The following is an 18,775-nucleotide window of genomic DNA, read 5'->3' as shown; positions in this document are numbered from 1 at the left end:
CCCCTTTTTGGAGAACTGCCATGAGCGCCAACGTCGACCAGAACAATCGCCCCGACTACGATCAGGTCCTGCAGGACATTGCCGACTATGTCCTCACCTACCGGATCGAGTCCGAGGCCGCACTGGACACCGCCCGCAACTGCCTGATGGACACCCTCGGTTGCGGCCTGCTGGCCTTGCGCTTCCCTGAGTGCACCAAGCACCTGGGGCCGCTCGTCGAGGGCACGGTGGTACCGTTCGGGGCACGGGTGCCGGGCACTTCGTTGCGGTTGGACCCGGTCAAGGCTGCCTGGGACATCGGCTGCATCGTGCGCTGGCTCGACTACAACGACACTTGGCTCGCGGCTGAATGGGGCCACCCTTCGGACAACCTGGGCGGCATCCTCGCCGTGGCCGATCACCTGTCGCAAAAACGCGTGGCCCATGGCGATGCACCGCTGAGCGTGCGCGCGGTGCTGGAAGCCATGATCATGGCCCACGAAATCCAGGGCGTGATTGCCCTGGAAAACGCCTTCAATCGCGTCGGCCTCGACCATGTGCTGCTGGTGAAAGTCGCCTCGACGGCAGTCACCGCCAAGCTGATGGGCGCCAACCGTGAGCAATTGCTCGCGGCGTTATCCCATGCGTTCGTCGATGGGCAGGCGTTGCGCACTTACCGCCATGCGCCGAACGCCGGTTCGCGCAAATCCTGGGCGGCGGGCGATGCGTCGAGTCGCGGGGTGCGCCTGGCCGACATCGCGCTGCGCGGCGAGATGGGCATCCCCGGTGTGTTGAGCGCGCCACAGTGGGGGTTCTACGACGTACTGTTCAGCCATACCAACAAGGATCTGGCCCTCAAACCTGAAGAGCAACGCAGGTTCAGCCTGTCCCAGCCCTACGGCACCTACGTGATGGAAAACGTGCTGTTCAAGATCAGCTTTCCCGCTGAATTCCATGCGCAGACGGCCTGCGAAGCGGCGGTGACCTTGCATCCATTGGTGAAGAACCGCCTGCATGCAATCGAGCGCATCGTGATCACCACCCACGAGTCGGCGATTCGCATCATTTCCAAAGTCGGCCCCTTGGCTAACGCGGCGGACCGCGACCATTGCCTGCAATACATGACCGCCGTGCCGTTGGCCTTCGGCGACTTGGTGGCCGAGCACTATGAGGATCAATTCCATGCCGCCCACCCGATCATCGATGAGCTGCGCGGGAAAATGGTGATCGTCGAAGACCCCCGTTACAGCCGCGAATATCTGCAGGCCGACAAGCGCTCCATCGCCAATGCGGTGCAGGTGTTCTTCACCGACGGCACCTGCACCGAGCAGGTGGCGGTGGAATATCCGATTGGCCATCGTCGTCGGCGGGAGGATGGAATCCCGCTGCTGGAAGACAAGTTCAAAGCCAACCTGGCGACGCGGTTTACCGCGCAGCGCAGTGCTGAAATCTTTGCGTTGTGCAAGGACCAGGCACGGCTGGAAGCGACCCCCGTCAACCGCTTCATGGACCTGTTCATGATCTGAAAAACACCACACAACCCAATGTGGGAGGGGGCTTGCTCCCGATAGCGGTGGATCAGCCAATGAACCTGTTGACTGACACTCTGCTATCGGGAGCAAGCCCCCTCCCACATTGTTTTTGCATTGTTGCAACTGTCGAGTCAGGCTCAGTTATGACTCGAACCTGAGGATCACCCGGCGGTTGTGCTTGCTCTTCTTCTCGATTTTCTCGCAGAACACCCGGCCGATTTCCTCGGTGTTGAGCACATGGGTGCCACCGCACGGCTGGATGTCGATGCCGGGAATTTCAATTACGCGTACCGAGCCTTGGATCACCGGCGGTGCTACCGCCTGGGTGCGGGTGATCTGCAGCAGAGTCGAGTACTCAGAGGCAGGCATCGACAGGGTTTTCACCGCGTGGGCCTGTTCGATCAAGGCGTTAAGGTCGCGGGTAATGGTGTCTTTATCCAGGGTCATTTCCGGCAGGTCGAAATCCAGGCGTCCCTTGTCCGCGCTGATGCTGCAGCCCGTTACGGGCGCGTCGATGATCGAGCACAGCAAGTGCAGGCAAGTATGCATCTTCATATGCTGGTAGCGCCGCTCCCAATCCAGGCCGGCGTCCACTTGGACGCCGGCGGTCAGGTGCGCGGGGCACTGTTCCACCTGATGCCAGATGATCGAGCGCAGCACCGGGTCGCGTACCGTGCCGGTGACCTCCACGCGGGTGCCATCGGCCAGGGTGAGGTGGCCAGTGTCACCCGGTTGCCCACCGCCGGTGGGGTAGAACAGCGTGTGCTCCAGGGCGACGCCATGCTCGCTGACCGCAATCACCCGGGCGCTGAAGGCGTTTTGATAAGGTGCGCTGTCGAACAGCGCCAGGGTTTCCATGGTATGCACGGACATGTTCAACCTCCGACGATCAGTGGGCTGGCTTGCAACAGGTGACGCACCATTGCACTCAAGCCAGGGGGTGAGAGCAGGGTGATTTCAAACGCCGGCCCGCAGACTTTCAGGTTCAGCGGCAGGCGCGGCAGTTGCTCGCCTGTATCGAGGCGGCGCAGGCGAAACTGCAGGTGATGACGCTCTTTCACCGTGGGTTCGAGCATCAGCCCTGGCAGCGGATGGAAGTCGGCGTCCAGCACCGTGACCTTATGGCCGGCATCCACCTCGCCGACGACATGCAGGCGCTCATCCAGGGCGAACGCGCCTAGGTAGCTGCTGTGATCCGATTCATCGTTTTTCTGCAGCTGGATCTGGTTGACCACCTTGACCTTGGTGCCCGCCGGCACGTCCTGGGTAATGACACAGGAGGGGCTGATAAATACGTTGTCGCCGATCTGCACATAGCCCAGCACCCGTGCCCCGGCGCCGACCTCGACATTGTTGCCCAGGCGTGGATGGCGCTTGCCGTCCGGGTTGTTGGCGATACCGCGCGCGCCCAGGGTCACGCCACACAGGATGTAGCAGTCGTTACCGATCTCGCAGGTTTCGCCGATGACCGTGCCGTAGCCATGGTCCAGCACAAAGCGGCGGCCAATGCGCGCGGCCGGGTGAATCTCGGCCCCGGAGAGGATTTTGCCCTGGTTGCTGAGCTTGAGGGCGATGCGGGTAAAGACGCCGTGGACGGGCTCCGGGAAATTCCACACCAGGTGCGCAAGCCGGTAGAACAACACCGCCTTGAACGAGGCGTAGGATTCCAGGATCAACTCGCCGCGCCCGCGCGAGGCCGGGTCGCGATAGGCGTAGGCGATCAAGTCCTCGGCCACCGCCTGGGCGGCGGTCTGGATCAGCGGCGCCAGGTGCGGTTCCAGTTGCTTCATCTGCGCAGGCGTCAGGGTTTGGATGAGGTGGGTCAGCAACTCATCGTGCAGCTGTTGCATGTCGATAAAGCCTCCCATGGAGGCACCCCCGCATTCTGGTTGGTTGGGTAACCGGTTATTCGAAACTGGGCAGGTAGCTGTCGGCATTGTCGTAGACCATGGTCAGCACCACCGTTTCGGGCGGCAGTTCCGGGGCGAGTTGGGCGATAGCGACCATGTTGGCGGCCGAAGACAGCCCCAGGCTGATGGCGTCGGTGCGCATGATGCGTTTGATCATCTCCAGGCACGCCGAGTGCGACACCTTGAGCATGCCGTCCAGTACGTCCAGGTTGAGAATGCTCGGGATCAGGCCAATCGACAGGCCCTGGATGGCGTGCGAGGCGTGCTGGTCCTTGAGCAGGTCGCATTCCTCCGGCTCCACGCCCATCACGCGGATCGCCGGCCAGGCGGCCTTGAGGGTTTCGCCGATACCGGTGATATGCCCACCGGTGCCGATGCCGCTGACGAAGTAGTCCACACGCCGCTCACCGAAGGCGCGGATGATTTCCGGCGCAGTGGTGTCACGGTGGGTTTGCGGGTTGGCACCGTTGCGTTGCTGGTTGAGCATCACGTAGTTGGGGTTTTCCAACTGCAGCTCCATGCACTTTTCGCCGTGGGAATTGTTACCGAGGCGGCTGTCCGACAGTACAACCCTGGCGCCGTACAGGCGCAGCAGCTTCTGTTTTTCGGGGCTGTAGTTGTCCGGAATCACCAGCACCACTTTGTAGCCAAGCACATTGCCCGCCATCACCAGGCCGATGCCGGTATTGCCACCGCTGGGTTCGATGATGGTCTGCCCTGAGTCGCGCATCAGCACGCCACGGCGTTCGGCGTCGAGGATCATGCCCAGGGCGATACGTGCCTTGTGGCTGCCGCCTGGGTTGAGGGATTCCAGCTTGGCGTAGACCTCGATGCCGAGGTCTTCGGAAAACTGCGCCAGACGTACGATCGGGGTGTGGCCGATCACCTCGAGAATGGAGTTATGCAGCATCAGTCGGCCCCCGATCAGTACAGCGGCATGTCGGGTTCGACGTCGCGCACCCAATGTTTCATGCCGCCCTGCAGCACCTTGGTATTGGCGAAGCCTGCGGCCAGCAAGGTACTGGCGGCCTGCTCGGCACGCGTCCCGGCATAGCAGATCAGGTAATGGGTGTTGTCGCGGCTCAGGCTGTCGAGCTGTTCATCCAGCTCTGCCAGGGGGATGTGCACCACCCCCGGCAATTTGCACACTTCCAGTTCGCTGGCGTCGCGCACGTCGAGCAACACGTCAGCGCTGCGGTGGTTGTCGATCACTTGCTTGAGCACGCGGGGCTTGATGTAGCGTTCCTCGGCGAGGGACGGTTGGCTCGGCACCGCATCCGCGCACAGCGTCGGTGCGACGGCTTCGCTGTGGCGCCGTTCCGAGCAGCAGGGGCAGTCGGCACGGCGCTTGAAGCGGATCTCGCTGAATTTCATCGCCAGCGCATCGAAGCGCATCAAGCGGCCGGACAAGGGTTCACCAATACCGATGAGCAATTTGATCGCCTCGGTCGCCTGGATCATCCCGACCACCCCCGGCAGGACGCCGATTACCCCACCGGCGTTGCAATTGGGCGCCAGTTCCGCAGGCGGTGCACTGGGAAACAGGCAGCGGTAGCAAGGCCCACCTTTATAGTTGAGTACGCTGATTTGCCCGTCGAAACGGTAGATGGCGCCGTACACCAAGGGTTTGCCCAACTGTACACAGGCGTCATTGACCAGGTAGCGGGTCTCGAAATTGTCCGTGCCGTCGATCACCAGGTCATAGGCGCCCACCAGCTCCAGGGCGTTGTCGGCAGTTAGCGCGGTGTTGTGCGCGTTGATCTGGATGTGGCGGTTGAGGTCTTGCAGGCGTTGCTTGGCGGATTCCACCTTGGGCAGGCCCAGGGTGCTGTTGCCATGCACGATCTGGCGTTGCAGGTTGCTGCTTTCCACCACGTCGAAGTCTACCAGCCCCAGGGTGCCGATGCCGGCCGCCGCCAGGTAAAGACTGATGGGCGAGCCCAGGCCACCGGTGCCGATGATCAGCACCTTGGCTTTTTTCAGGTTCAACTGACCTTCACGGCCGACGCCGGGCAGGGTGATATGGCGGACGTAGCGTTGCACTTCTTCATTGCTCAGGGTCTCGACGTCGATGCCGCCGGAGGTGGCGAGCAGCACTTCGATCCGGGCCTTTGCCGGCAAGCTTTCGTCAGCGTCGATCAGCTCCTCCTCGGCGGTGAACAGGAAGTGTTCCTTGAGCTGGTTGTTCTTCTCGTGAAACAGGTGCTGGCGCAACTGTGGGTGGCTGTCGCAGAGGTTTTCAATGACTTCGCGCAATGTCGATCCGGCGCCCTCGAGGGTCGATTCCGGCAGCTTGGCCACGCGAACCAGAATGTCAGGGAAAGAGACAGCGTTCATGGACAACTCCGTGTGCAGGTCGTTGAAAGGTTGAAGGGCGAAATGCTTGCCATCCCAGGCAAACAGCTTTGACCCCAGGGCCTGGCCTTGGCGAACATCCACCACCAGGTAACTGACGGGATAGATCGGCTCGCCGAGAAACAGCGCCTTGTCCTGGTCTTCCTCGCTGAAATAAGCACCGACATCCGGGTGCGAGTGGTAGATCACCACCACCGGGTTGTCGCTGCGAAACGCCTTGTTCATCAACAAGGTGTCGGCGACTGAAAAGGTGTAGCCGCTGGCCGCGCTGCGTGGGTACATCTGCGGATTCTTGCGGTGCAACTCGTTCTGGATATTGCTGCCCAGGTACACGCTGCCATCGGCGAAGATGAAGCCACAGCATTCCTCGGGATAGCTGCGGCTTGCGTGGGCGTAGATCTGTTCCAGGGCTTCGGGGCGCAGGACGTCCATGTTTCTCTCGCGTCGCTGGGTGGGGGGTGGGGTGCTCAATTTTTCTTGGCCAGCAGTTTTTCGATCGGCAACTTGGTGATCGCAAAACCGGCCAGCAGGATCGCCGAGTACAGCATCAGGTCACGGGAAATTTCCACGCCTTCGTACCAGGCGCCGATGATCACCGCGAACACCGGAAAAATGATGAACACGAAGGACAAGATGATCGGGCTCAGGCGCTTGAGCAGCATGAAATACACAATGAAGCCGCCCACCGACGCCACCAGCCCGAGGTAGAACAGCGCGCTCCAGGAGCGCAGGGTGATGTCGTCGAAGGTCGGGGTCTCGAACCACAGGCCGGCCACGAACAGCATCAGCCCGGCAATGCCGATGGGCAGGGTGTTGTAGGTGATGACACTGATGGCGCTGCCTTTTTGCTTGGTAATCACGTAGCACAACGCGTGCATGATCGCGGCGGTCAGAATCGCCAATACGCCGAAAAACTCGGCGTGGTCCAGGTGCAGGCCCTGGCTCTTGATGATCATGTAGAGGCTGGCGAACCCGATGCCGATGCCGACCACCTGGGAGAGGTAGATGCGCTCACGCAGGAACAGCGCGGAGAAGATCAGGATGAACACCGGCATGCAGCTGAACAGCAGGGCGGTCAGGCCGGACGAGACATGCATCTCGCCGTAGTTGAGCAGGTAATAGGGAATGCTGAAGTAGGACAGGGTCACGAACACGAAGAACCAGCGGCTTTCTCGCGGAAACAGAATCGGCTCGCGGCGCACCATGGCAAAACACAGGAACAACGGGAAGGCGATCAGGAAGCGCAGGCCCGCAGAGGTCAGTGGCGGCACGCTTTCCACTGCGATCTTGATGCCCAGCCAGGTGGTGCCCCAGCTCAGGCACACGATCAGGAACATGACGCTCGTGATCAGGCCGGCCAGCCACTGTTTCTGGGTTTTGGTTTTTGCGGTGTTTTCAAGAACGGCGGACATTGGCATCGTTTATTGCTTCCCTGAGCCGGAATTGAACTCTATATTGAACTTGTTATAAGTGATTCAATCCGGTGATTGAACCCGCAAAAGCACACTATTAGGGCGAATGATGACTGTCAAAACAAATATTGACATGGTGTCAATTATGCGTGAGGGGTTGTCCAACGGTCAGGGCGTGAAGTACAAGCGCCTGTCCGATGTCATGGAAAGGGGCATCCTTGAAGGCACGATTGAACCGGGAAGAAAACTGCCGCCCCATCGGGTGCTTTCCGACAATCTGGGTGTCACCATCGGCACCATCAGCCGGGCCTACGGTGAGCTGGAGCGGTTAGGGTTGGTGGTGGCGCGTGTGGGTGACGGCACATTCGTGCGCAAGCGTGGGATGGAGCGCCAGCGTGATGAGGGCTTTCGCAATTTCAGCGAGGAGCCACGCCAGTACTTCGATATGAGCCGCAACATGCACATTCCCGGGCAGGAAACGGTGTTTCTCGCCCAGAGCTTCCAGACCCTGTCGACCAACGGCAAATTCCTCCAGGACATCAGCGCCTACACCCCGGACGCAGGCCTGCCGCGCTACCGTGAGGCCGGTGCGCAATGGCTGGTGCAACGCGACTTCCATCCGATTCCCGAGCAGGTCATCTGCGTCAATGGCGGCCAGCACGGCCTGCTCTGCGCGATGATGGCGTTGCTGCGCGCCGGCGACACGGTGGTCACCGAGCAACTGACTTACCCAGGGCTGATCACTGCGGCGCGTATGCTGGGTGTGCGGCTGATCGGGCTGGAAATGGACGAAGAAGGTGTGTTGCCGGGCGCACTGGATGAAGTCTGTCGTAATCACCGGGTTTCGGCGCTGTACTGCACACCGACCATCCAGAATCCTACGACGGCGGTGTTATCGGTGGCGCGCCGGGAGGCCTTGGTCAAAGTCTGTCGCGAACACAATCTGCTGATTCTCGAGGACGAGGCCCATGGCGTTTTGGTGGAAGACCGCCCGCCACCGTTGAGCGCCTTTGCGCCCGAGCGGACGATTTTGATCAGCAGCCTGAGCAAAGCGGTGTCGGCCGGTCTGCGAGTCGGCTACGTGCATGCGCCACCGGCGCTGGTCAGTCGGGTTTCGGCGGCGTTGCGTTCGACCTGCTGGATGGCCACCCCGGTGACCCTGGAGTTGGCGACCCAGTGGATCGAAAACGGCACGGCCGAATACCTGCTGCGCCAGCAGATCAACGAGATCAGCCGGCGCAAGGCGTTGGTCGAAGGCTTATTGAATGGGCTGGCCTACCGCACTCACCTCAACAGCCCACACTTCTGGATCGAAGTGCCTGAACCCTGGCGCGCGTCGGAAATCGAGGCGGAGCTCAAACAGAACAATTACCTGATCGCGACCGCCGAGGCGTTTGCGGTGGGGCAGACCGCGGTGCCGCAGTTCATCCGCGCGAGTATCTGTAATACGTCGGGAGATGATCAGTTGTTGCGCGAGGGCTTTGATGCGCTGGCGACCGCGCTGGGCCAGGGTGGCGGCAGGTTCCACCTGTAGACCTGATGGATACCGGCCAAATGTGGGAGGGGGCTTGCCCCCGATGGCGCTGGATCAGCCGGTTAATTCGCCAACTGACACACCTCCGTCAGGAACAAACCTCCCAAAGGCTACTTGAACCGCCGCTCCACACCTTTCTCCACCAGAATCTTCGCGGAAATCTCTTCCACCGAAAAATGCGTGGAATTGATGTGCGCAATATTCTCGCGCCGGAACAGATTTTCCACTTCGCGCACTTCAAATTCGCATTGGGCGTAGCTGGAATAGCGGCTGTTGGGCTTGCGTTCGTTGCGGATGGCGGTCAGCCGGTCCGGGTCGATGGTCAGGCCGAACAGCTTGTGGGAATGCGCGCGCAGGGCGGCTGGCAGCGTCAGGTGTTCCATGTCGTCTTCGGTCAGCGGGTAGTTGGCCGCGCGGATACCGAATTGCATGGCCATGTACAGGCAGGTGGGTGTCTTGCCGCAGCGCGATACGCCGACCAGGATCAGGTCGGCCTTGTCGTAGTAATGCGTGCGGGCGCCGTCATCGTTGTCGAGGGCAAAGTTCACCGCCTCGATCCGCTCCATATAATTGGAGTTATGCCCAATGGAATGGGACTTTCCGACGGAGTAAGAGGAATGTTCGCTCAGCTCCTGTTCCAATGGCGCCAGGAACGTGGAGAAAATGTCGATCATGAAACCATTCGACGTTGCGAGAATCTCACGAATGTCTTGATTGACGATGGTGTCGAAAATGATCGGGCGAAAACCGTCTTTTTCAGCCGCCAGATTGATTTGTTGTACCATGGCCCGCGCTTTGTCCACGCTGTCTATATAAGGCCGTGTGAATTTGGCGAAGGTAATGTTTTCGAACTGCGCGAGCAGGCTCTGGCCCAGTGTTTCGGCCGTGATGCCGGTGCCATCGGAAATAAAGAAAGCAGATCGTTTCATTTGAGCCCTGGGCCTTAAGCTGATGGCGAATCTTGGATATGATAGGCGCGATTTTGCCGTCCCGCAGTTGGCCGCATTCTCACTTATTTTCCAGGTCCAGGCCACAAGCGCTGGCGTTCGCTCCTACTGAGCAAGCCGCGTCCTGAGCTTTTCCAACACAGAAAGTGGAGAGATCACCTTGGTAGAGTACGTAGTTTCCCTCGATAAGCTCGGCGTCCATGATGTAGAGCATGTGGGGGGCAAGAACGCATCCCTCGGCGAGATGATCAGTAATCTTGCAGGCGCCGGTGTCTCGGTGCCGGGTGGTTTTGCCACCACGGCCCAGGCTTACCGTGATTTCCTCGAGCTGAGCGGCCTCAACGCCCAGATCCACGCCGCGCTGGACGCCCTGGACGTCGATGACGTCAACGCCCTGGCCAAAACCGGCAGCCAGATCCGCCAATGGATCATGGACGCCGAGTTCCCCGAGAAGCTCAACGAAGAGATCCGCACCGCCTTCGCCACCTTGTCCGCCGGTAACCCGGATATGGCCGTCGCCGTGCGCTCCTCGGCCACCGCCGAAGACTTGCCGGACGCCTCGTTCGCCGGTCAGCAGGAGACCTTCCTCAACATCCGCGGCGTGGAGAACGTGATCCGCGCGGCCAAGGAAGTGTTTGCCTCGCTGTTCAACGACCGCGCCATTTCCTACCGCGTGCACCAGGGTTTCGACCACAAGCTGGTGGCCTTGTCTGCCGGTGTGCAGCGCATGGTGCGTTCCGAAACCGGTACCGCCGGCGTGATGTTCACCCTCGATACCGAATCGGGCTTCCGTGACGTGGTATTCATCACCGGCGCCTACGGCCTGGGCGAAACCGTCGTACAAGGCGCGGTGAACCCGGATGAATTCTACGTGCACAAGCACACCCTTGAGGCCGGCCGCCCGGCCATCCTGCGCCGCAACCTGGGCAGCAAGGCGATCAAGATGATCTACGGCGACGAGGCCAAGGCCGGTCGTTCCGTTAAAACCGTGGACGTCGACAAGGCCGAGCGCGCGCGTTTCTGCCTCTCCGACGCTGAAGTCAGCGAATTGGCCAAGCAAGCGATGATCATCGAGAAGCACTATAAGTGCCCGATGGACATCGAATGGGCCAAGGACGGTGACGACGGCAAGCTGTACATCGTGCAGGCCCGTCCCGAGACCGTTAAGAGCCGCACGTCGGCTAACGTCATGGAACGTTACCTGCTGAAAGAAACCGGCACCGTGCTGGTGGAAGGCCGCGCGATTGGCCAGCGAATCGGCGCCGGCAAGGTACGCATCATCAAGGACGTGTCCGAGATGGACAAAGTCCAGCCGGGTGACGTGCTGGTCTCCGACATGACCGACCCGGACTGGGAACCGGTAATGAAACGCGCCAGCGCCATCGTCACCAACCGTGGCGGGCGCACGTGCCACGCGGCGATCATCGCCCGTGAGCTGGGCATTCCTGCGGTCGTCGGTTGCGGCAACGCCACCCAGCTGTTGAAAGATGGCCAGGGTGTGACCGTGTCCTGCGCCGAAGGCGACACCGGTTTCATCTTCGAAGGCGAGCTGGGCTTCGACATCAAGCAGAACTCCATCGACGCCATGCCGGACCTGCCGTTCAAGATCATGATGAACGTCGGCAACCCGGACCGCGCCTTTGACTTCGCGCAGTTGCCGAACGCCGGTGTGGGCCTGGCCCGCCTGGAGTTCATCATCAACCGCATGATCGGCGTGCACCCAAAGGCCCTGTTGAACTACGACGGCCTGCCGCTGGACATCAAGGAAAGCGTCGACAAGCGCATCGCCGGCTACAACGACCCGGTGGGCTTCTATGTCGAGAAGCTGGTGGAAGGCATCAGCACCCTGGCGGCAGCGTTCTATCCGAAAAAGGTCATCGTGCGCCTGTCGGACTTCAAGTCCAACGAATACGCGAACCTGATCGGCGGCAAGCTCTACGAGCCAGAAGAAGAAAACCCGATGCTGGGCTTCCGTGGCGCGTCGCGTTATATCAGCGAAACGTTCCGTGACTGCTTCGAACTCGAATGCCGCGCCCTCAAGCGTGTGCGCAACGAAATGGGGCTGACCAACGTCGAAATCATGGTGCCGTTCGTGCGCACCCTGGGCGAGGCGAGCCAGGTGGTCGACCTGCTGGCTGAAAACGGTTTGACACGCGGCGAGAACGGCCTGCGGGTCATCATGATGTGCGAGCTGCCGTCCAACGCCATCCTGGCCGAGGAATTCCTGGAATTCTTCGACGGTTTCTCCATCGGCTCCAACGACCTGACCCAGCTGACCCTGGGCCTGGACCGCGACTCCGGGATCATCGCTCACCTGTTCGACGAGCGAAATCCTGCGGTCAAGAAGCTGCTGGCCAACGCCATCCAGGCGTGTAACAAGGCCGGCAAGTACATCGGTATCTGCGGCCAGGGCCCTTCCGATCACCCTGACCTGGCCAAGTGGCTGATGGAACAGGGCATCGAAAGCGTCTCGCTGAACCCCGACTCCGTGCTGGAAACCTGGTTCTTCCTCGCCGAAGGCCAAGCGCCCGCTTAACATCGCTACGTCAAAAGTGCCGGTCACCCGTTGAGGGTGACCGGCATTCTTATCTGTACAGGGCGGAACTCCTACCGGACGCCGCCCTTTTTTGTGCAAGAAGATTATGCAAAGCAGCAGCAACCTGTTTCCCGTCGCCTTGATCAGCGCTGAACGTCGTGGCGACCTGAGTGAAGATGTGTACCGCCTCAAACCCGGTAACAGTCCCGACGGTACCGTCGAGCTGGCGGTTACCCGTCTGGGCCTGGCCGATGTCCCGGAAAACCGGGGCACGCCGGTTATTTTCTTGCATGGCAGTTTTTCCAATCGGCGCTTCTGGTATTCGCCCAAGGGCATCGGCCTGGGAGCTCACCTGGCACGCCAGGGGTTTGATGTATGGATCCCGGAAATGCGCGGCCATGGCCTGTCCAAGCGCAACCACGACTACGCCCGCAACCGTGTCGCCGATTACGCGCGTTACGATTTGCCGGCCATTGGTGCGTTCGTGCACGAGCAAAGCGGGCAGGCTGCGCACTGGATCGGGCATTCCCTCGGCGCCACCACGTTGGTTGCCGCGCTGGGCGGGCAATACCTGAGCGCGCAGTGGGTGGCTTCGGTGGCGATCTTTGGCTGCCAGGTCAGCCGCACCCATTGGCCGTTGAAAATTCCCCCGGTGGAATGGGGCGGCCGATTTATCTTGAAGCGTCTTGCCCAGGTGTCCGGCCCGCGATTCAAGCGCGGGCCCGAGGACGAGCCGGCCGGCGTGATGATCGAAGCCATGCGATGGAATGGCCTGTTCGGCCGCTTTGGCGACGCCGAGCGTGACTGGTGGAAAGGCCTGGCAGAAGTCGACGTGCCGCTGTTGGCAGTCAGCGCGGCAGGCGACCGGCAAGATCCGGACTGGGCGTGTCGCAAGCTGTTCGAGCAAGTCGGCAGCGAGCATCGCCAATACCTGTGCCTGGGGCGTCGGCAGGGTTTCAGCGAGGATTTCGGGCATGTACAAATGCTGGTCAGCAAAGCCGCACAAGCCGAAGTGTGGCCGTTGGTGGAACGTTGGTTGAAAGACCCGTTGACACCTTTGTTCGGCTCCCGGCCCGAGGTGGCTGTTGCGGTTTAACGAAGCGCTCTACCGGGGGCGTTTCACTCTTGAGTGGTTGCGGCTAAGATATGACGCCTCAGGCGCTTCTGGTCATATTCAGTCGCGTAACAGCCATTGCGTTACGCGCAGGTGAGTCTGATCATGGCCGCCATTACCGGCCAAGCCCTTAAAGAATGCCTGTTGCAAGACGTTTTTCTGATGTACACCGTGGGATGTCCGACTTCATTTTTGACGACAGGAGTTTCTCGATGAACCATTACGTGACCCCCGACCTGTGCGACGCGTACCCGGAGCTGGTACAGGTGGTCGAGCCGATGTTCAGCAACTTCGGTGGCCGAGATTCCTTCGGCGGCGAAATTGTCACCATCAAGTGCTTCGAAGATAACTCCCTGGTCAAGGAACAGGCCGAGCAGCCGGGTACCGGCAAGGTATTGGTAGTCGATGGCGGTGGTTCGCTGCGGCGTGCGTTGCTGGGTGACCTGATCGCCGAGAAAGCCGCGAAAAACGGCTGGGAAGGCATGGTGATCTACGGGTGCATCCGCGACGTCGATGTGATTGCCCAGACCGATCTGGGCGTGCAGGCCCTGGCTTCCCATCCGATGAAAACCGACAAGCGCGGCCTTGGCGACCTGAACGTGGTGGTGACCTTTGCGGGCGTGACGTTCCGCCCAGGCGAATACGTGTATGCCGATAACAACGGTGTGATCGTCTCGCCCAGCCCACTGAAAATGCCTGAATAAACGCAGTAGCCGAAAGGGATGAGGATGTTCGAGGAAGAAAACGCGCAATGGGGGCTGGTGCATGCCCTGGTGCTGGACGGTAAAGGCGGTGCGCGTTCGATTGCCCGGACTGAGCTTGACGCGTTGCAACTGCAGCCTCAGGAAAGCCTGTGGCTGCATTGGGACCGCAGCCACCCTCAAACCCAGACCTGGCTGCGCAAATCCAGCGGTTTGAGCGAATTTGCGTGTGACCTCCTGCTGGAAGAAAACACCCGTCCGCGGCTGCTGCCGTTACCGGATGCCGAACTGCTGCTGTTTTTGCGTGGGATCAATCTCAACCCCGGCGCGGAACCGGAGGACATGGTTTCGGTACGTATCTTCGCAGCGGCCAGTCGTGTGATTTCCCTGCGTTTGCGCCCGCTACGCGCCACCGATGAGCTGCTGGTGCAACTGGCCGAGGGTAAGGGGCCAAGAACTGCGTCTGAACTCATCCTTTATATGGCGCAGTACCTGACCAACAAAGTGCAGGATCTGGTCACCGGGCTGTCCGAAATTGTCGATGCCGAGGAAGAAAAACTCGATGCCGACGAACGGTATACCCCGGAGCACGGCAGCGTCTTGCAGATCCGTCGGCGAGCGGCCGGGCTCAAGCGTTTTCTGGCGCCGCAACGGGATATTTTCGCGCAGCTGACGCGGATCAAACTGGCGTGGTTCTGTGAAGACGACGCCGACTATTGGAACGAATTGCACAACAGCCTGACCCGTTACCTGGAAGAGCTCGAATTGGCCAGGGAGCGCGTGGGGCTTGTGCTTGAGGCCGAAGACCGGCGCTTGAGCCTGCGCATGAACCGCACGATGTACCGTTTCGGAATCATCACCGGCATCTTCTTGCCGATGAGTTTTTTGACCGGCCTGCTGGGCATCAATGTGGGGGGGATACCGTTTTCCAGCAGCCCCTACGGATTCATGATTGCCTGCCTGCTGATGGTCTGCGTGGCCCTGGGGCAATGGTGGTTGTTTCGACGATTGCGCTGGGTTTGAGCTGAATATGAGCTGAACGTAGGAAAGGGCCGATGTGACCCGATGAATTTTACCCTCGTCTTTTAAATCACTTGCGAGAGGTCTCTATGCACGATCCGTTCGAACAGTCTTTGCGTGACATGCTCAATGCTTCGCCATCCAACCGTGATGACGACGCTTGCCTGGGTCGCGTACTGAAAACCGCCAACCGTCAGGTAGGGGCGGGTGACCTGTTCGGTCTGCTCGGGCGCTGGGTGCCGGCATTGATGATGGCCCTGAACAACGGTTCGGCCCATGTGTCACCGGTTTCCCGTAGTAAACCTCTTGCTCGCACTGCTGATAAGGCTGACTGAATATGGAACTTGATCTCTGGACCCAGAGCCTGGTCACCGCGATGACCGCATTGTGGACCAAGGTGGCGAATTTCATTCCCAACCTGTTTGGTGCCCTGGTCCTGGTATTGCTGGGCTTTGTCGTGGCCAAGTTGCTCGACACCCTGCTGTCCAAATTGCTCGCCAAACTCGGGCTGGATCGCCTGATGGCCGGCACCGGCCTGACCAAGCTGCTGGGCCGCGCCGGGCTGCAAGTGCCGATCTCTACGCTGATCGGCAAGATCGTTTATTGGTTCGTTCTACTGATTTTCCTGGTTTCTGCGGCTCAGTCCCTTGGACTTGAGCGAGTTTCAGCTACGCTCGACATGCTGGCACTGTATTTGCCGAAAGTTTTCGGCGGCGCGCTGGTGTTGCTGGTCGGTGTTTTGCTCGCGCAACTGGCCAATGGCCTGGTGCGCGGAGCCGCTGAAGGCGTCGGGCTGGACTACGCGGCAGGCCTGGGGCGAATTGCCCAGGGGCTGGTGATCATCATCAGCATTTCCGTCGCGATCAGCCAATTGGAGGTCAAGACTGACCTGCTGAACCACGTTATTGTGATCGTTTTGATTACCGTTGGTCTGGCCGTTGCGCTGGCCATGGGGTTGGGAAGCCGGGAAATTGCCGGTCAGATTCTTGCGGGAATCTATGTGCGTGAGCTATATCAAGTTGGGCAACAGGTGCGTGTGGGCGAGGTTGAAGGGCAAATCGAGGAGATCGGCACAGTCAAGACGACCGTGCTGACCGATGACGGAGAACTGGTGTCGCTGTCCAACCGGATTCTCCTGGAGCAGCAGGTCAGTAGCCGCTAAACCGGCAAACCCTGCTAATGTACGCCGCCGCAAACCCGGCTGACCGGGTTGCAGCGGACATTGACCTGACTGCCGGCACGACTTGTTTTGAATAAAGCCCAAACGCTGTCCACGCGCTATGACCCCCGTGAGCTCTCTGATGAGGAGTTGGTCGCGCGTTCGCACACGGAGCTGTTTCACGTTACACGCGCGTACGAAGAATTGATGCGCAGGTATCAACGCACTCTGTTCAACGTTTGTTCAAGGTATTTGGGGAACGATAGAGATGCCGATGATGTCTGTCAGGAAGTGATGCTCAAGGTGCTGTACGGCCTGAAGAACTTCGAGGGCAAATCGAAGTTCAAGACCTGGCTCTACAGCATCACCTACAACGAGTGCATCACGCAGTATCGGAAGGAACGGCGAAAGCGTCGCTTGATGGACGCTTTGAGTCTGGACCCCCTTGAGGAGGCGTCTGAAGAAAAGGCGCCGGCACCCGAGGAAAAGGGCGGACTTGATCGCTGGCTGGTGCATGTGAACCCGATTGACCGTGAAATTCTGGTGCTACGTTTCGTCGCAGAATTGGAATTTCAGGAAATCGCTGACATCATGCACATGGGTTTGAGTGCTACAAAAATGCGTTACAAACGTGCTCTTGATAAATTACGTGAGAAATTTGCGGGCGAGACTGAAACTTAGTGCGTAGCAAATATCTCTTACGTGTAGGCAAGTTCTGTTAGACTTGTCGCCGAGTTGTCCCCCGGTTTGTGGGACTGCTTTACAATCACCAGATGGGGATTTAACGGATGAAACTGAAAAACACCTTGGGCTTGGCCATTGGTTCTCTTATTGCCGCTACTTCTTTCGGCGTTCTGGCACAAGGCCAAGGCGCAGTTGAAGGCGAGCTGTTCTACAAGAAGCAGTACAACGATAGCGTCAAGCACATCGAAGACGGCTTCAATCCTGGCGCTCGCATCGGTTACTTCTTGACCGACGACCTGTCCTTGAACCTGTCCTACGACAAGACTAACCACACCCGTTCGAACGACGGTACTGGTAGCCAGAAGATCAAAGGTGATACCGGCAGCCTGGTTGCCCAATATCACTTCGGTCAAGCTGGCGTTGACAGCCTGCGTCCATACGTTGAAGGCGGTTTCGGCCACCAGAGCCGTGGCAACGTAAAAGCTGACGGCCACAGCGGTCGCGACCAGACCACTTTCGCTACCATCGGTACCGGCGTGAAGTACTACTTCACCAACAACCTGTACGCTCGTGCTGGTGTTGAAGCTGACTACGGTCTGGACAACGGCAAGTGGGACTACTCCGCACTGGTTGGCCTGGGCGTGAACTTCGGCGGTAACGCTGGCGCAGCAGCTCCAGCTCCTACCCCAGCACCAGCTCCAGAGCCAGTTCCAGAGCCAGAAGCTCCGGTTGCTCAGGTTGTTCGTGTTGAGCTGGACGTTAAGTTCGACTTCGACAAGTCGGTTGTTAAGCCTAACAGCTACGGCGACGTCAAAAACCTGGCCGACTTCATGGCTCAGTACCCAGACACCAACGTAGAAGTTGCTGGTCACACTGACTCCGTAGGTCCAGACGCTTACAACCAGAAGCTGTCCCAGCGTCGTGCTGACGCTGTTAAGCAAGTCCTGGTTAAAGATGGCGTAGCTCCTAGCCGCATCACCTCCGTAGGTTACGGCGAATCCCGCCCAGTTGCTGACAACGCAACTGAAGCTGGTCGCGCTGTAAACCGTCGCGTAGAAGCAGCGGTTGAAGCTCAAGCTAAGTAATTAGCCGAGTTTCACAAAAAGCCCGGCTTAGGCCGGGCTTTTTTTTGCCTGTGATTTGCCTCAGGCGCTGGCGGCTGCTGCGGCGCAAGCCATCTGGGCTGCGCTGGCAACACGGCCAATCACCAGGATCGCCGGGCTCTTCAGCGCAAACGCCTGCGCGTCTTCATGCATGGCGGCGAGGTCGCTACGGCATTCGCGCTGCTCGGGCAACGACGCATTTTCGATCATCGCCACCGGCATATCCGCAGCCATGCCACCTTCCAGCAACTGTTGCCGAATCTCTTCCAGCTTGGCGACGCCCATATACACCACCAGCGTCGTGCCCCCCTCGGCCAGTGCGCGCCAATTCAGGCTGCTGTCGTCCTGGGTATGCGCCGTGACCAGCGTCACGCCACGGCTTACACCGCGCAACGTCAACGGGATATCGCAATTCGTCGCTCCGGCCAGCCCTGAGGTGATGCCGTTGACTAACTCCACCTCGACTCCACGTTCGCGCAGCCAGGTTGCCTCTTCGCCACCCCGGCCGAAAATGCACGGGTCGCCACCTTTAAGCCGCACCACGCACTTACCCTGGCGCGCGTAACGCAGCATCAGGCGGTGAATAAAATCCTGCGGCGTGGAACGACAGCCGCCACGCTTGCCGACGGTGATCACGCGCGCATCGGCGCAGTGCTCCAGCACGGCCGCGTTGACCAGATCGTCGATCAACACCACGTCGGCTTCATGCAGGGCCCTTACCGCTTTGAGGGTGAGCAATTCCGGATCACCGGGCCCGGCGCCTACCAGCCAAACTTTTGCGCTCATGTT

At 59.8% G+C, this 18,775-nt stretch carries 17 protein-coding genes; 10 read left to right on the top strand and 7 right to left on the bottom strand.

What is annotated here, in order from left to right; all coding sequences use genetic code 11:
- Positions 1–20: 20 nt before the first annotated feature.
- Entirely contained in the window at positions 21–1,505 is a 1,485-nt protein-coding gene (gene prpD / locus C4J86_RS19220) for a 2-methylcitrate dehydratase (protein ID WP_124371527.1), read from the top strand.
- A gap of 147 nt (positions 1,506–1,652) precedes the next feature.
- Here the strand turns inward: prpD and C4J86_RS19215 are convergent, their stop codons facing one another.
- The 5 genes from C4J86_RS19215 to C4J86_RS19195 are packed head-to-tail and all read right to left on the bottom strand — an operon-like array spanning position 1,653 to position 7,137.
- The gene (locus tag C4J86_RS19215) at positions 1,653–2,384 is read right to left on the bottom strand and encodes an alanyl-tRNA editing protein (RefSeq protein WP_124371526.1); all 732 of its coding nucleotides are present in this window, start codon (positions 2,382–2,384) and stop codon (positions 1,653–1,655) included.
- A gap of 2 nt (positions 2,385–2,386) precedes the next feature.
- Positions 2,387–3,379, bottom strand: coding sequence for a serine O-acetyltransferase (locus tag C4J86_RS19210; protein ID WP_124371525.1), 993 nt, complete (start codon positions 3,377–3,379; stop codon positions 2,387–2,389).
- Positions 3,380–3,416: 37 nt separating this feature from the next.
- Positions 3,417–4,331 (bottom strand): PLP-dependent cysteine synthase family protein, encoded by a 915-nt coding sequence (locus C4J86_RS19205; RefSeq protein ID WP_124367964.1) that lies wholly within the window; start codon positions 4,329–4,331, stop codon positions 3,417–3,419.
- A gap of 14 nt (positions 4,332–4,345) precedes the next feature.
- The gene (gene moeB / locus C4J86_RS19200; RefSeq protein WP_124371524.1) at positions 4,346–6,208 is read right to left on the bottom strand and encodes a molybdopterin-synthase adenylyltransferase MoeB; all 1,863 of its coding nucleotides are present in this window, start codon (positions 6,206–6,208) and stop codon (positions 4,346–4,348) included.
- A 35-nt stretch (positions 6,209–6,243) separates the two neighbouring features.
- On the bottom strand, positions 6,244–7,137 hold the full coding sequence (locus tag C4J86_RS19195; protein ID WP_164487798.1) for a DMT family transporter: 894 nt from the start codon (positions 7,135–7,137) through the stop codon (positions 6,244–6,246).
- Positions 7,138–7,297: 160 nt separating this feature from the next.
- Here C4J86_RS19195 and C4J86_RS19190 point away from each other — a divergent pair, with 160 nt between their 5' ends.
- Positions 7,298–8,722: a PLP-dependent aminotransferase family protein gene (locus C4J86_RS19190; RefSeq protein ID WP_124363937.1), complete on the top strand. Its 1,425-nt coding sequence runs from the start codon at positions 7,298–7,300 to the stop codon at positions 8,720–8,722.
- A gap of 110 nt (positions 8,723–8,832) precedes the next feature.
- On the opposite strand, the gene C4J86_RS19185 is transcribed toward C4J86_RS19190, so the two are convergent.
- Positions 8,833–9,651 (bottom strand): pyruvate, water dikinase regulatory protein, encoded by an 819-nt coding sequence (locus tag C4J86_RS19185; RefSeq protein WP_003193298.1) that lies wholly within the window; start codon positions 9,649–9,651, stop codon positions 8,833–8,835.
- Between the two features lie 178 nt (positions 9,652–9,829).
- Between C4J86_RS19185 and ppsA the strand changes: the two genes are divergently transcribed.
- The 8 genes from ppsA to C4J86_RS19145 all read left to right on the top strand — a co-directional run bounded on the left by ppsA (position 9,830) and on the right by C4J86_RS19145 (position 17,968).
- Positions 9,830–12,205, top strand: coding sequence for a phosphoenolpyruvate synthase (gene ppsA / locus C4J86_RS19180; RefSeq protein WP_124371522.1), 2,376 nt, complete (start codon positions 9,830–9,832; stop codon positions 12,203–12,205).
- Positions 12,206–12,311: 106 nt separating this feature from the next.
- A complete protein-coding gene (locus tag C4J86_RS19175) occupies positions 12,312–13,301 on the top strand; it encodes an alpha/beta fold hydrolase (protein WP_124371521.1) in 990 nt (329 codons plus the stop codon).
- 230 nt (positions 13,302–13,531) lie between these two features.
- The gene (rraA, locus tag C4J86_RS19170; RefSeq protein ID WP_124363934.1) at positions 13,532–14,023 is read left to right on the top strand and encodes a ribonuclease E activity regulator RraA; all 492 of its coding nucleotides are present in this window, start codon (positions 13,532–13,534) and stop codon (positions 14,021–14,023) included.
- 24 nt (positions 14,024–14,047) lie between these two features.
- Entirely contained in the window at positions 14,048–15,043 is a 996-nt protein-coding gene (locus C4J86_RS19165) for a zinc transporter ZntB (RefSeq protein ID WP_124371520.1), read from the top strand.
- 86 nt (positions 15,044–15,129) lie between these two features.
- Entirely contained in the window at positions 15,130–15,375 is a 246-nt protein-coding gene (locus C4J86_RS19160; protein WP_124367959.1) for a CrfX protein, read from the top strand.
- 2 nt (positions 15,376–15,377) lie between these two features.
- Entirely contained in the window at positions 15,378–16,202 is an 825-nt protein-coding gene (locus C4J86_RS19155) for a mechanosensitive ion channel domain-containing protein (protein ID WP_003193288.1), read from the top strand.
- 87 nt (positions 16,203–16,289) lie between these two features.
- Complete coding sequence (sigX, locus tag C4J86_RS19150) at positions 16,290–16,880, top strand: RNA polymerase sigma factor SigX (RefSeq protein WP_003193286.1); 591 nt, start codon at positions 16,290–16,292, stop codon at positions 16,878–16,880.
- A 107-nt stretch (positions 16,881–16,987) separates the two neighbouring features.
- A complete protein-coding gene (locus tag C4J86_RS19145; protein WP_124371519.1) occupies positions 16,988–17,968 on the top strand; it encodes an OmpA family protein in 981 nt (326 codons plus the stop codon).
- A gap of 60 nt (positions 17,969–18,028) precedes the next feature.
- On the opposite strand, the gene cobA is transcribed toward C4J86_RS19145, so the two are convergent.
- Positions 18,029–18,772 (bottom strand): uroporphyrinogen-III C-methyltransferase, encoded by a 744-nt coding sequence (cobA, locus tag C4J86_RS19140; protein WP_124371518.1) that lies wholly within the window; start codon positions 18,770–18,772, stop codon positions 18,029–18,031.
- Between the last annotated feature and the right edge of the window lie 3 nt (positions 18,773–18,775).

Origin of the sequence: Pseudomonas sp. R2-7-07, from assembly GCF_003852355.1 — a bacterium.
GTDB lineage: Bacteria > Pseudomonadota > Gammaproteobacteria > Pseudomonadales > Pseudomonadaceae > Aquipseudomonas.
This window is presented reverse-complemented; position numbering and strand designations above follow the sequence as displayed.